We start from the raw sequence: 13400 nt of genomic DNA on the forward strand, positions 1-13400 counted from the left end.
TGGTGCGCTCCATATCATAATTGAAGCGTTTGAGGATGAATTGACGGTGGTCGGCCAGCTTGCGCCGGAAGTTTTCCCAGGAGCGCGTGTTCATCGGGGACCAGCCGGCTTCCGCAATGGCGCAGGCGCGCGGATAGGCGCGGTAAAGCAAGTGGTCCAGGTCCGGCAGGCGTTCCGCCCATATGGGGGCATGAACGCCCCGGATATGGCCTGCCTCGTTCTCCGGTTTTCCAAAAGCGGGATCCAGTTCATAACATTTTTGCAGGGTGGTGGTTTTCATCCATCCCCAGTTGTGCTGCCCCTGAATCTGGGGAAAATCCAGGTAACAGTATTCGTTGGATGCCATAATCAGGTCCAATCCCGCCTTTCTGGCCTTCTCTATAGACTGGCATGCCTGGTTTTGCCGCCAGGCGTAAACCGTTTCCCCCGGATGGTAAATGCCGGCATTCCCCTCATACCAGAATTGCGGTTTTTGTCCGTTTTTGGCAAGCAGGGCTGTCGTTTTCGCAAAAAAGGCTCTCATTTGTTCCTGTTCGTCTTTCATGCCTGCTTTAGTCCGGGCTTCCCGGCACAGAGGGCATTTTCCCCAGAGTTCCGTAGGGGCCTCATCCCCGCCCAGATGAACCGTGCCGGACGGGAAAATATCTTTGAGTTCCTTGAAAACGGCGGCATAAAATTCCCAGACTTCCGGCTTTTGGGGGCAGACCAGTTCCCTGCTGTTTCCCGCTGTCGTCCTCACGTTCATGTCCGGTTTGGGGAAGCAGAAAAATTCCGGGTAGGCGGCATGGAGCGCCTGGTTGTGGCCCGGCATGTCTATTTCAGGGATGACTTCAATCCCCCGCTTGGCGCAGTACTCCACCAGGCCTTTCAATTCCTGTTTGGTGTACATCCCCTCGTGGGGGATTCCGTCTCCGAAGCTTTCCGCCCGCCTGGAGGCGACGCTTTTCAATTTGGGGTAACCGGGCACGGGCAGCCTCCAGCCCTGGTTGTCCGTCAGATGCAGGTGCAGCTTGTTGAATTTGTAGTAGGCCATGAGGTCCACGAATTTTTCCAGGTCCTTGACGGGGATGAAATGCCGCGCGGGGTCCACCATGAGGCCGCGCCAGGGGTAGCGCGGCTCGTCCGTAATGACGCCGCAGGGGATGCCCTCCGGCTGCTCCGCCAACTGGTCCCAGAGCTGGCGGAGGGTTGCCAGCCCGTAAATTCTGCCCTCCTTGCCTCCGGAAGCGAGGTGCGCTCCCTGCGGTGTGACCGTGAGCCGGTAAGCGTCCGTTCCCAGGGACGGAGCTTCCCGGTCGGAAAGAAGCTGTAAAGTTGTTGCTGTTTCTTGCTTGAGTTCCGTTCTGGACGGCTCAGGGATAATGCTGTATTGGGCTGCCGCTTCTGCCGGAGGGGAGAAGGAGAACAGAATGCCGCCGAGAAGGAATAAAAGACGTGCCATATTTCCAATATAAACGGGGAGGAAACAGGTTCTGTCAAAGAATCATCTTTTGCTTCCAGATTTTTTACCGTCTCCTTGTTGTCCGGTTTGTGGGAAGGGGCGGTGGAAGCGGGAATAAAAAGAAAATAAAAGAGCCGTCTCCGGAGAAACGGCTCTTTTATTAGAAGTGGTAGCCCTATGAGGACTCGAACCCCAAAATACGGAACCAGAATCCGCTGTGTTACCGATTACACTATAGGGCTATGTAACGGACGCTTTGAAAGCGCGGGCGCATTAAAGCGGAACCGGCCGTTTTTTGCAAGTTTTTTTTTACTCAAAGATATGTTTTGATTGGAAAAAGGCTGTGCAGGGAAGCGGCAGGCTGTTTTTTCCGGAATTATCCGGCCAGGCTTTGAAAGTACGCCTGCACATGTTCCTCTGTGATTTGCTGGCGGTGCGCCTGTTCGTGCCTGCCCTGGGCCTGCCGCCATGGGGAGGAAGGGGCGGTGTTGATGCGTCCGAGCTGCTGGGCCGTATATTTGCCATAGAAGTTCCAGATATGTTCCAGAAAGGGAATGATGTCCGTTTCCTCCTCCAAAGGGGGCTGGCGGCGGCTGGGATGTTCTATGGAAGAGTAGGGCGGCTGATCCTTGTATTCATGATAAATGGAAGGGAGTACCGGACCGGAAGGCCATGCTTCCACCCGTTCATTGATCAGAAAACCGCCTGTCCGGTGCAGATGCCACCAGTCCGCCAGAATGACCAGATGGTTCAGTTTGACGGGCGTCAGGACGTGCCCCCTGGCGTTCGACTGCTGAATGAACCAGTTGCAGAGTTTTTGCGTGGTAGTGGAGTTTGCCATGCTGAAATGGATTGCTTTTTATTATAGGGAGCCGCAAGTATTTCTCAACACTAAATCCGCTTGCAGTCCCAGCGCTCGGCGGTCGGGATAGGCAAACGGCTGTGGCGGGATCCGGCAGGTCCCCGGGATGCTGTTTCCTGCTCCGTGGGCGTAACGCCTGAAAGCATGGCGCAGGTTTTCCAGCGAGGCGGGCCCCGGAGCTTTCTTTCTCCCGGATAGCCTCAGCTGAGGCGCCTGCCTCCTCCGGAGCCGGCAGGATCAGGCCGTATGAATGCGGCGTAACCTTCCAGGGGGGAGGGAGACGGTTAAAGGGAAAGAAAGCGCGCTCTACGGACAACGTCTTCCGGAGAAAGGGAGTAAAGGCTGTCCAGCAATGATACGGCAAAGGAACCGGGGGCGGGGCTCTGTTCAAAGGCCATTTCTCCGGCAATGCCCATGAGTACGGCTGTGGAAACGGCCGCCTGCAGGGGAGTGGGGGAAACGGCGGCGCAGGCGGCGGATAATGCCCCCATGGAACAGCCCACGCCCGTGACGCGGGACATCATGGCGTGTCCGTTTTCCGTGGCGATTACCTGGCGGCCGTCCGTGGAATAGTCCGTACGCCCCGTAACAAGCACGGCCGCCCCCGTGTGCAGGGCCAGTTCCCTGGCCGCATGCAGGGCGTCTGCGCTGGAACTGGTGCTTTCCGGCCCTTTCATGACGGAGGAATAGCCGGCCAGGGCCATGATTTCAGAAGCGTTTCCGCGGATGATGCGGGGAGACTGTTCCTTTAATTGCCTCGCCAGCCGCGTGCGTAGGGAGAGCGCCCCTACGGCCACAGGATCCATCACCCAGGGGATATTCAGCCGGTTGGCTTCCCGCACCGCTGTTTGCATGGCGGCCCCCTGTTCGCGCGTCACGGTGCCCAGGTTGACCAGCAGGGCGCCTGTTCCGTTGCGGAGCATGTCCGCCGCTTCTTCCGCGTCGTTGAGCATGGCGGGCACAGCGCCTATGGCCAGCAGAAGATTAGCCGTCAGCGGCTGGACGACGGAATTGGTCAGGGAAAGAACCAGCGGGGCCGTTTCCCGGATTTTTTCCAGATCGGCGGCAACGGCTTGAACAAGGTCTGTTGATGAAAGCATGGCGTTAAAAAATGATGGTGTCCGGCATTTCCCACGGTCCGCCCGTCAGGCCAGAGCCCGTGCGGCGGCTTCCGGGTTCTCCGCTCCGCAAATGGCGGAGACAACGGCAATTCCGGAGGCTGTTCCCGTGGCGCGCACCTGCCGGGCCCGTTCCGCGTCCAGACCGCCGATGGCGACAACGGGCAGCGGTGACTGTGAAGCCAGAGCGGAGAAGCCTTCCACGCCCAGCACGGGCGGGGCGTTCAGCTTGGAAATGGTGGGAAAGACGGGGCCCATGCCCAGGTAGTCCACCAGGGCGGCATCCACGGCGCGGAGCTGGTTCTCATTGGAGACGGACAGCCCCAGGATTTTATCCGGGCCGATCATGGCTCTGACGGATGGAACCGGAAGATCCCTCTGGCCGATGTGGACGCCGTCTGCTTCCAGCGCCAGGGCCAGGTCAATGCGGTTATTGACAATGAAGGGGATACCGCGGGAGGCCAGGAAATCCCGTATGGGCAGGGCTTCCCGGTAACAGGTTCCCGCATCCGGGTTGGTGGAGCGGTACTGCACGATGGTAACTCCCCCGTCCGCCGCTTTCCGGACGGTTTCCAGAAGGCTGTAGCGGCATTTGGACGGTTCATCCGTAACCAGGTAGAGATGGAGGTTGAATTTTTTCATGACAAAGGAATGGAAAGAATCAGTCCGTAAACAGAGGGGTGGAAAGATAGCGGTCCCCCGTGTCCGGCAGCAGGACGACGATGGTCTTGCCTTCATTCTCCGGCTGCCGCGCCACCTGTGTGGCGGCCCATAGAGCGGCGCCGGAGGAAATGCCCGCCAGCACGCCGTCCGTGCGCGCCAGCTCTTTCCCTGTAGCGAAAGCGTCTTCATTGGTGACGGTGATGACTTCATCGTACACGGAGGTGTCCAGCGTTTCCGGAACGAATCCCGCGCCAATGCCCTGAATCTTGTGGGGGCCGGCCGTGCCCTGGGTCAGCACGGGGGAGGAGAACGGCTCCACAGCCACGACCCGGATGTCCGGATTACGGGATTTAAGGTATTTGCCCACGCCTGTGATCGTTCCTCCGGTACCCACGCCCGCCACAAAAATATCCGCTTTGCCTTCTGTATCATTCCAGATTTCCGGGCCTGTGGTGCGGAAATGAGCTTCCGGGTTGGCCGGGTTGGCGAACTGGCCGGGGATAAAGCTGTTGGGCAGTCCCGCGGCCAGTTCCTCCGCCTTGGCGATGGCTCCTTTCATGCCCAGCGCGCCGTCCGTCAGCACCAGTTCCGCGCCGTAGGCTTTCAGGAGGTTGCGGCGTTCCACGCTCATCGTCTCCGGCATGGTCAGTATAATCCGGTACCCGCGTGAAGCGGCCACCGCCGCCAGGCCGATGCCCGTGTTTCCGCTGGTGGGCTCAATGATGACGGAATCCGGCTTCAGCTCTCCGGCGGCTTCCGCCGCGTCAATCATGGCCTGGGCAATGCGGTCTTTCACGCTGCCGGCGGGGTTCAGGTATTCCAGCTTGGCCAGGATGGTGGCGTTCAGGCCGTTCCTGCGTTCGTAATTGGTCAGTTCCAGCAACGGGGTGCCGCCGATCAGTTCCGTAATGTTTTTGTAAATTTTCATGGCTTGTAGGGAAAGAGCGTTGCTGCCGTCAAATCGTTAGAGAATGGCGCGGAAGCCCTGTTCCAGATCTTCCAGAATATCGTCGATATGTTCCGTCCCGATGGAGAGCCGCACAGTGGATGGCGTAATGCCCCCCGCCTTCAGTTCTTCCTCCGTCATCTGGGAGTGGGTGGTGGAGGCAGGGTGAATCACCAGGGACTTGACGTCCGCCACGTTCGCGAGCAGGGAGAATAGTTCCAGGCTTTCGCAGAACTTGCGAGCTTTTTCCGCGCCACCCTTGATTTCAAAGGTGAAAATGGAGCCGCCCCCGTTCGGGTAGTATCTCTTGTAAAGGTCGTGGTCCGGATGGTCCGGCAGGGAGGGATGGTTCACTTTTTCCACCTGGGGATGGGCGGCCAGATAGTCCGCTACGCGCAGAGCGTTCTGCACATGGCGTTCCACCCGCAGGGAAAGTGTTTCCAGCCCCTGGAGAAGCAGGAAGGAATTGAACGGGCTGATGGTGGCTCCCGTGTCCCGCAGCAGGGTGGCCCGGATTTTGACGATATAGGCCAGATTGCCGCATACCTCCGCGAACACGGCTCCGTGGTAATTGGGGTTGGGCTTGCTGATGCCTGGGAACTTGTCGTTCTGCGTCCAGTCGAATTTGCCGCCGTCCACAATCACGCCGCCCATCACCGTGCCGTGGCCGCCGATGAATTTGGTAGCGGAATGCACCACGATGTCAGCTCCGTGTTCCAAGGGGCGGAACAGGAAGGGCGTGGCGAACGTGCTGTCCACAATGAGCGGGATGCCGTGGGCGTGCGCCACTTCCGCCAGCGCTTTCATATCCACAATGTCGCAATTCGGGTTGCCCAGGCTTTCCACGTACAGGGCCTTGGTATTGTTCCGGATGGCCCTGGAAAAATTCTGAACGTCCCTCGCGTCCACGAAAGTGGTTTCTATGCCGGCATCCGCCAGCGTATTGGCGAAAAGATTGTACGTTCCGCCATATACGGTGGAGGAAGAAACAATGTGGTCCCCGGCCCGGGCGATGTTCTGGATGGCATACGTAACTGCGGCGGCCCCGGTGGATACGGCCAGCGCGGCCGCCCCTCCTTCCAGGGAGGCGATGCGTTGTTCAAAAACATCTGCGGTTGGGTTCATCAGGCGGTTATAAATATTGCCCGGCTCCGCCAGGGCAAAACGGGCCGCCGCCTGTTCCGAGTCTTTGAAGACATAGGAAGTGGTGGCGTAAATAGGTACGGCGCGCGCATCGGTAGTCGGGTCCGGACTTTCCTGACCCACGTGGATCTGGCGTGTTTCAAATCGATGGTTCTTGCTCATGTTTTTATATTCCTATCGGAAAACTAGGAAATAGATAACGAAAAGAAAAGCCCATGTCAAGCTCCGGGTAAAAAAAACGGGACATGGGCCGGAATGGGAAAAGGTGGAGAAATGTTCAGGCCCGCGGCCGCTGCTTAAATGCCGGCTCCGTAGTCGCAGCCGATTTCCTTCTGCTGTTCGGCCAGATCTTCCAGCGTTACGCGGCGCAAATAATTCTCAATGACTTGCTGGAGCCCGCGCCAGAAAGGCAGCGTGGCGCATCCTGCCGCCCGCGGGCACGGATTTTCGTGGGGAGCCGTGCAGGAAATAGGCAGAAGGGAGCCTTCCGTCAGTTTCAGGATTTCTTCCGTGGTGTATTCGCGCGGATGTCTGGAAAGGCGGTATCCTCCCGCCTTTCCCCGGAAGCTCTGGACAAATCCCGCTTTCAGGAGGATGGCGATAATCTGTTCCAGATAACGTACGGTAATGTCCTGCCTGGCGGAAATCTCCTTCAGGGAAACGTAGCCTTCGTTGCGGTGGTGGGCGAGATCAATCATCAGGCGCAATGCGTAACGTCCTCTGGTAGAAACCTTCATCATATCGGTTAAATAAACGATATTTCCGGATGCCCGTCAATAGGGAATGAAGGTTCCACGCGGAATGGCGGACTTCTTCCCCGGTTGAAAGTCTAATAATTGTAATGGCGGGGAACCCGGGGGCCTATTCCGGTAAAAATTTCCCAGGAAATGGTGCCGGCCTTTTCAGCCAGTTCCGTCACGGGGATATGCGGCCCCATGATTTCTGCGGTCATGCCCGGTTCCGCGTGCGGCGCCCGGCTGACGTCCACGATGATCTGGTCCATCGTCACGCGCCCGAGAAGGGGGCAGGAAACCCCGTCCACCATGACGCGGGCGCCCTTATGGGCCAGGGAACGCAGGTAGCCGTCCGCATAGCCTATGCCCACGGTCGCCACCCTGGTGGGATGGTCCGTCACATAAGTGCCCCCGTAGGAAATGCCGTGGCCTTCCGGCAGCGTGCGCACCACCGTCAGGCGGGAAAAAAGAGCCATGGCCGGCCTTAATTGAGAGGCCCATGGGGAGTCAATGGGGGAAAACCCGTACAGCACCAGCCCGGGGCGGCACATGTTGTTGGAGGGAATTTCATAATCCAGGGAGGCGGCGCTGTTGGCCAGGTGGCAATACTTCAAGGGCAGTTTCTCCCGGATGCGGGCGGCCATCCGTTCAAAGAGGGCGATTTGCCTGAGCGTGATTTCCCGGTCCTCGTCCGCGCAGGGCAGGTGTGCTCCCAGGCCTTCCGGATACAGGCTGTCCAGTTCTCCCAGGCGGGAAAGCAGTTCTTCAAGCTGGTCCGGCAGGAATCCGCCGCGGCCCATTCCCGTATCCACGGAAAGGTGGATGGGCAGCGTCTTTCCGTACAGCCGCGCCAGGGAATTGTAATGCTCTGCCTCCTCCATGGTGGAAATGAAGGAGCGCCAGCCGTTCAGCACGATTTCCTCCCGTTCCTCCGGGAACGCGGGGCCCAGGATGTAAGGGCGGGTACGGCAGCCCGCCTGGCTGATGCGCCGGGCTTCCCCTACATTGGCCACCCCGAAGAAAGCGATGCCTTCCGAATCCAGCGTGCGGCAAACCTGTTCCAGCCCGTGGCCGTAGGCGCCTGCCTTCACGACGGGCATGTAATATTCCCCTTTGGCCGCCTGCTTGACGACATTCAGGTTATGGCGGATGGCCCCGAGGTCGATTTCGGCCCAGGCGCGGGGAGGGCTGGTTGCTGGCATGGTTGGAAAATGGCGGAAAGGTTGGAAAAAGAGGGGCGCCGGATGCTCCCGGCGCAGGGGATTGTCCGTCTTTGGCCGCGCAATTCCAGACGGATTTTTGTCAGTCTTTCGAACTTTCAGAAGGTATAAAAACTGCCATGTGCTGAAACACATGGCAGTTTGATAAAAATGCTTTTGTTACCGGTGTGACTGGCTGGCAGTCAGGAAAATCGGTTTGCATTTCAAATTTTGTCTTGAATCCGTTGGGAATTAAAGTGATGTTCAGATGTTTTGTCAACTGTTTTTTTCTGAATGGAATAATTTTTAAAATACTTGATGGAATGCAATATTGGCATATAATATGAATTAAAGCAGTTTTTTGTGATGTCGCGTTCTCTCACTTTTTCGTTTGATATTGGTTATGCATCCATTGGATGGGCTGTCATTGCTTCCGCATCCCATGATGATGCGGATCCCTCTGTTTGCGGTTGCGGTACGGTTCTGTTTCCGAAAGATGATTGTCAGGCATTTAAAAGGCGTGAATACAGACGTTTGAGACGCAATATCCGCTCCCGGCGCGTTCGCATCGATCGTATCGGCAGATTGCTGGTTCAGGCGCAAATCATCACGCCGGAAATGAAAGAAACTTCCGGGCACCCCGCTCCCTTTTATTTGGCGTCAAAAGCGTTAAAAGGGCATCGAACTCTCGCCCCGATTGAGCTTTGGCATGTTCTCCGCTGGTATGCTCATAACAGAGGGTACGACAATAATGCCTCATGGTCTAACAGCCTTTCAGAAGATGGCGGGAACGGGGAGGATACCGAGAGAGTGAAGCATGCTCAAGATTTGATGGATAAACATGGGACGGCGACCATGGCGGAAACCATTTGCCGGGAGTTGAAACTGGAAGAAGGCAAAGCGGATGCTCCGATGGAGGTTTCAACGCCGGCTTATAAAAATCTTAATACCGCCTTTCCTCGCTTAATCGTGGAAAAGGAGGTACGGCGCATATTGGAGCTTTCCGCGCCTCTGATTCCTGGGCTGACTGCGGAGATCATAGAGTTGATTGCGCAGCATCATCCTCTGACAACGGAACAGCGCGGCGTGTTGCTTCAGTACGGGATAAAATTGGCTCGGCGTTATCGTGGAAGTCTTTTGTTCGGGCAGTTAATCCCCCGTTTTGATAACCGCATCATCAGCCGCTGCCCTGTCACGTGGGCGCAGGTGTATGAAGCTGAGTTGAAGAAAGGCAATTCTGAGCAAAGCGCCCGTGAACGGGCAGAAAAACTATCCAAGGTGCCCACGGCGAATTGCCCGGAATTTTATGAATACCGCATGGCCCGGATTTTATGCAATATCCGCGCAGACGGAGAACCTCTTTCTGCAGAGATACGCAGAGAATTGATGAATCAGGCCCGACAGGAAGGCAAGTTGACCAAAGCCTCTCTGGAGAAGGCTATTTCTTCCCGTCTGGGAAAGGAGACAGAGACTAATGTAAGCAACTATTTTACTTTGCATCCTGACAGCGAAGAGGCTCTTTACCTGAATCCTGCCGTGGAAGTTCTGAAAAGAAGCGGCATCGGGGAAACTCTTTCTCCATCTGTTTACCGTCTTGCCGCCAATCGTCTGCGTCGCGGGAAGTCCGTTACCCCGAATTATTTGTTGAATTTGCTTAAGTCCCGTGGGGAATCTGGCGAGGCGTTAGAAAAGAAAATAGAGAAAGAACGCCATCAACAGGCCAATCGAAAGAAAGCCAAGAAGACAGATCTGGATTATGCCGCCACGCCGTTAAAACCCAAATATGCGACGGGGCGTGCGCCGTATGCCCGCACCGTCTTGAAAAAAGTGGTGGAAGAAATTCTTGATGGAGAAGATCCGACGCGTCCTGCCCGGGGGGAAGCGCATCCGGATGGGGAACTGAAAGCGCATGACGGTTGCCTGTATTGCCTCCTTGATACGGATTCTTCCGTGAATCAGCACCAGAAAGAACGCCGTCTTGATACGATGACCAACAACCACCTTGTGCGTCACCGTATGTTGATTCTGGATCGCTTGCTGAAGGATCTGATTCAAGATTTCGCTGACGGGCAAAAAGACAGAATCTCCCGCATTTGCGTGGAAGTTGGCAAGGAGCTGACGACGTTTTCCGCCATGACAGCAAAAAAGATTCAGAGAGAACTAACTCTGCGCCAGAAAAGCCATACGGATGCCGTCAATAGATTAAAACGGGATTTGCCGGGGAAAGCGCTTTCTGCCAACCTGATACGCAAGTGCCGCATTGCCATGGACATGAACTGGGCATGCCCGTTCACCGGCGCAACGTATGGCACGCATGAGCTGGAAAATCTGGAACTGGAACATATCGTGCCCCATTCTTTCAGGCAGTCTAACGCACTTTCTTCTCTGGTTCTTACCTGGCCGGGAGTCAACAGGATGAAAGGTCAGCGCACCGGGTACGACTTTGTGGAGCAGGAGCAGGAGAATCCTGTGCCGGATAAACCCAACCTGCATATTTGTTCCCTGAATAATTACAGGGAATTGGTTGAAAAGTTGGATGACAAGAAGGGGCATGAAGATGACCGCAGGCGCAAAAAGAAGCGCAAAGCCTTACTGATGGTGAGGGGATTGTCTCATAAACATCAATCACAAAATCACGAGGCCATGAAGGAAATAGGCATGACGGAAGGCATGATGACGCAGAGTTCCCACCTGATGAAACTGGCATGCAAGTCTATTAAAACCTCTCTGCCGGATGCGCACATCGACATGATTCCCGGCGCTGTTACTGCTGAAGTTCGCAAGGCGTGGGATGTTTTTGGGGTCTTTAAGGAATTATGCCCGGAAGCTGCCGACCCGGACTCCGGCAAGATTCTTAAGGAAAACCTGCGTTCTCTCACTCATTTGCATCATGCCTTGGATGCCTGTGTGCTGGGGCTTATTCCCTATATCATACCCGCTCATCATAATGGTTTGCTGAGACGTGTTCTTGCCATGCGCCGAATTCCGGAAAAACTGATACCTCAAGTCAGGCCTGTTGCGAATCAGCGTCATTATGTCCTGAATGATGATGGACGCATGATGTTGCGTGATCTTTCCGCCTCTCTTAAAGAAAATATTCGTGAACAATTGATGGAGCAGAGGGTCATTCAGCATGTCCCTGCAGACATGGGCGGTGCTTTACTCAAGGAAACCATGCAGAGAGTGCTTTCTGTTGATGGAAGCGGGGAGGATGCCATGGTTTCTCTTTCCAAAAAGAAAGATGGGAAGAAGGAAAAAAATCAGGTAAAAGCAAGCAAATTGGTCGGAGTGTTTCCGGAAGGCCCGTCAAAATTGAAGGCTCTTAAGGCAGCCATAGAAATTGATGGCAATTATGGAGTGGTGTTAGATCCCAAGCCGGTGGTGATCAGACATATTAAGGTGTTTAAGCGAATCATGGCCCTGAAAGAACAGAACGGCGGCAAGCCGGTGCGCATTTTGAAAAAAGGCATGTTGATTCATTTAACCTCGTCCAAAGATCCCAAGCATGCAGGTGTATGGAGAATTGAATCCATACAGGATTCAAAAGGTGGCGTAAAATTAGATCTTCAGAGAGCGCATTGCGCTGTACCTAAAAATAAGACGCATGAATGTAATTGGCGTGAAGTAGATCTCATTTCTTTATTAAAAAAATACCAGATGAAAAGATACCCTACTTCTTATACGGGAACTCCACGATAAGGCATTTTACATGTCATACCATATTCTAAGCATAGATGCCTATACATGCCATCTGAGCTGCGACAAGGGACAACTCAGATGCGCGGATGGAGAGAATCCTCCCCGGACGATTCCGCTGGAGGATGTGGGGGCTGTTGTGCTCAGTTCTTTTAAGGCGACGCTCACGAGCAATTTGCTGATAGAACTGGCCAGGAAGAGAATAGGATTTGTGCTGTGTGAAAGCTACAGGCCTGCCGTGCTGCTCCTGCCAGCGGATCGGTCTACGGATACCGGTCTGCTAAGACATCTGGCGGATATGCCGGCCCGTTTGCGGAACCGCCTTTGGCAAAAGACTTTGGATGCCAAGTGTGGGAATCAGACGGCTCTGGCCCAAGCATGGAATCCGCATCACCCCGCCATTGCGGAGCTGAAAAGAATGGCCGTGACGGAAAAGACGGCGAGGGAAGCGGAGTGCGCCCGCCTGTTCTGGAGCGTATTTGCGGATACATGGGCAAACTCCGATTTCCGCAGGGGACGTCATGAGGAGGGGGTTAATAACCTCTTCAACTATGCGTACGCTGTTCTGTTGTCTTGCATATTGCAATATCTCTTTGCGCTGGGGCTGGATCCCTGCTTCGGCATTTTTCATCAATCCCGGGAACATGCAGCGCCTTTGGCTTATGATCTGATGGAACCCTTCAGGCCTGCCTTTGACGCCAATGTGGCCCGTTGGATTCATTTGTGCCTGCGGGAAGGAAAAACAGAAGAGAGAGCAGGAGAAATCACCCGTGAGTTCAGGCAACATATTACAGCCACCTTGCAGGCTTCTGTCATGTACCGGGATAAACAGCTGCCGTTGAAAGCGGCGGTAGAGGCCGTTTGCCGCAGTTTCCGCAAAGCAGTTCTTGCCGGACAATCCGGACCGTATGAACCATGGCTTATGACAACTATAAAATGGGCTGGCTAGTTGTGTTCTTTGATCTTCCCACAACCACGCCGGAAGATAAAAAAAACTATCAATATTTCCGTAAGGCTCTTTTAGAAGACGGCTATACGATGATTCAGTATAGCGTCTATGCCCGCGCGTGCGTTACTCAGGAAAGAATGGCTACCCACTCCCGCAGAATCCAGAAAATGATACCGCCTGACGGCTCTGTCCGGTGTCTTTTCGTCACGAATATCCAGTGGGATAAGATGTTTGTTTTTCATGGCAGGTCTTGTCCCCGGCAGGATGTTTCCATGCCTCAGCAGATGCTCTTCTGGTAACAATATCGGACGCCTCATTTATTTATAAGTCACTGAACATAAAAATAAGGCACAGTATCTACTGTACTGTGCCTTATTTTGGATTCAAGGCAAAACCCGCGATTGAGACTTCCGGTATGAGTGCCAACTGTACTGTGCCTTATTTTGGATTCAAGGCAAAACAACATGCGACACGGAACCCGTCATCAGGGAACTGTACTGTGCCTTATTTTGGATTCAAGGCAAAACAACGTCCTGAATGTAAGCGTATTATCCTTGACTGTACTGTGCCTTATTTTGGATTCAAGGCAAAACTAGAAGTCAGGGTCAAGCTTTTCGTTGCTGACTGTACTGTGCCTTATTTTGGATTC

Annotated in this window: 11 protein-coding genes, 1 tRNA gene and 1 CRISPR repeat array (1 of these 13 running past the window's edge); of the genes, 3 read left to right on the forward strand and 9 right to left on the reverse strand. The window is 54.8% G+C overall.

The window, feature by feature from the left end:
* The 9 genes from B3075_RS01955 to alr form a co-directional block, all read right to left on the reverse strand.
* Window positions 1-1441 (reverse strand): beta-N-acetylhexosaminidase (locus B3075_RS01955; protein WP_290492005.1); only part of this gene is annotated, 1441 nt, incomplete at its 3' end.
* Between the two features lie 167 nt (window positions 1442-1608).
* Window positions 1609-1683, reverse strand: a tRNA-Gln gene (locus B3075_RS01960).
* Between the two features lie 134 nt (window positions 1684-1817).
* Window positions 1818-2282: a Panacea domain-containing protein gene (locus B3075_RS01965; protein ID WP_022196939.1), complete on the reverse strand. Its 465-nt coding sequence runs from the start codon at window positions 2280-2282 to the stop codon at window positions 1818-1820.
* Window positions 2283-2587: 305 nt separating this feature from the next.
* Complete coding sequence (thiM, locus tag B3075_RS01970) at window positions 2588-3403, reverse strand: hydroxyethylthiazole kinase (RefSeq protein ID WP_290488978.1); 816 nt, start codon at window positions 3401-3403, stop codon at window positions 2588-2590.
* 45 nt (window positions 3404-3448) lie between these two features.
* Window positions 3449-4063 (reverse strand): thiamine phosphate synthase, encoded by a 615-nt coding sequence (gene thiE, locus B3075_RS01975; RefSeq protein WP_290488980.1) that lies wholly within the window; start codon window positions 4061-4063, stop codon window positions 3449-3451.
* 19 nt (window positions 4064-4082) lie between these two features.
* The gene (gene cysK / locus B3075_RS01980) at window positions 4083-5012 is read right to left on the reverse strand and encodes a cysteine synthase A (RefSeq protein WP_290488982.1); all 930 of its coding nucleotides are present in this window, start codon (window positions 5010-5012) and stop codon (window positions 4083-4085) included.
* A gap of 36 nt (window positions 5013-5048) precedes the next feature.
* Window positions 5049-6335, reverse strand: coding sequence for an O-acetylhomoserine aminocarboxypropyltransferase/cysteine synthase family protein (locus B3075_RS01985; protein ID WP_290488984.1), 1287 nt, complete (start codon window positions 6333-6335; stop codon window positions 5049-5051).
* A gap of 134 nt (window positions 6336-6469) precedes the next feature.
* The gene (locus B3075_RS01990) at window positions 6470-6910 is read right to left on the reverse strand and encodes an RrF2 family transcriptional regulator (RefSeq protein WP_094137189.1); all 441 of its coding nucleotides are present in this window, start codon (window positions 6908-6910) and stop codon (window positions 6470-6472) included.
* Between the two features lie 92 nt (window positions 6911-7002).
* Window positions 7003-8109 carry an alanine racemase gene (gene alr, locus B3075_RS01995; RefSeq protein ID WP_102747632.1) on the reverse strand — a complete coding sequence of 369 codons (1107 nt, stop codon included), beginning with the start codon at window positions 8107-8109 and terminating at the stop codon, window positions 7003-7005.
* Between the two features lie 363 nt (window positions 8110-8472).
* On the opposite strand from alr, the gene cas9 reads away from it, so the two are divergent.
* The 3 genes from cas9 to cas2 are packed head-to-tail and all read left to right on the forward strand — an operon-like array spanning window position 8473 to window position 13050.
* Window positions 8473-11805, forward strand: a complete 3333-nt coding sequence (cas9, locus tag B3075_RS02000) for a type II CRISPR RNA-guided endonuclease Cas9 (protein ID WP_290488987.1) — start codon at window positions 8473-8475, stop codon at window positions 11803-11805.
* Between the two features lie 10 nt (window positions 11806-11815).
* Window positions 11816-12751, forward strand: a complete 936-nt coding sequence (gene cas1, locus B3075_RS02005; protein WP_290488989.1) for a type II CRISPR-associated endonuclease Cas1 — start codon at window positions 11816-11818, stop codon at window positions 12749-12751.
* Window positions 12718-13050 (forward strand): CRISPR-associated endonuclease Cas2, encoded by a 333-nt coding sequence (gene cas2, locus B3075_RS02010; protein ID WP_290488990.1) that lies wholly within the window; start codon window positions 12718-12720, stop codon window positions 13048-13050. Before cas1 ends, cas2 begins: the two co-directional genes overlap by 34 nt.
* 60 nt (window positions 13051-13110) lie before the next feature.
* Window positions 13111-13400: a CRISPR direct-repeat array (repeat unit 36 nt; unit sequence ACTGTACTGTGCCTTATTTTGGATTCAAGGCAAAAC); it runs 604 nt beyond the window's last position.

The organism is Akkermansia sp. UBA7090, assembly GCF_002493465.1.
GTDB lineage: Bacteria > Verrucomicrobiota > Verrucomicrobiia > Verrucomicrobiales > Akkermansiaceae > Akkermansia > Akkermansia muciniphila_A.

Bases quoted from the DNA above. Each gene is read 5' to 3' on its own strand.
- thiE (WP_290488980.1), bottom strand. From the start codon at position 4,063: ATGAAAAAATTCAACCTCCATCTCTACCTGGTTACGGATGAACCGTCC.
- thiM (WP_290488978.1), bottom strand. From the start codon at position 3,403: ATGCTTTCATCAACAGACCTTGTTCAAGCCGTTGCCGCCGATCTGGAA.
- B3075_RS01990 (WP_094137189.1), bottom strand. From the start codon at position 6,910: ATGAAGGTTTCTACCAGAGGACGTTACGCATTGCGCCTGATGATTGAT.
- cysK (WP_290488982.1), bottom strand. From the start codon at position 5,012: ATGAAAATTTACAAAAACATTACGGAACTGATCGGCGGCACCCCGTTG.
- B3075_RS01965 (WP_022196939.1), bottom strand. From the start codon at position 2,282: ATGGCAAACTCCACTACCACGCAAAAACTCTGCAACTGGTTCATTCAG.
- cas1 (WP_290488989.1), top strand. From the start codon at position 11,816: ATGTCATACCATATTCTAAGCATAGATGCCTATACATGCCATCTGAGC.
- cas9 (WP_290488987.1), top strand. From the start codon at position 8,473: ATGTCGCGTTCTCTCACTTTTTCGTTTGATATTGGTTATGCATCCATT.
- alr (WP_102747632.1), bottom strand. From the start codon at position 8,109: ATGCCAGCAACCAGCCCTCCCCGCGCCTGGGCCGAAATCGACCTCGGG.
- cas2 (WP_290488990.1), top strand. From the start codon at position 12,718: ATGGCTTATGACAACTATAAAATGGGCTGGCTAGTTGTGTTCTTTGAT.
- B3075_RS01985 (WP_290488984.1), bottom strand. From the start codon at position 6,335: ATGAGCAAGAACCATCGATTTGAAACACGCCAGATCCACGTGGGTCAG.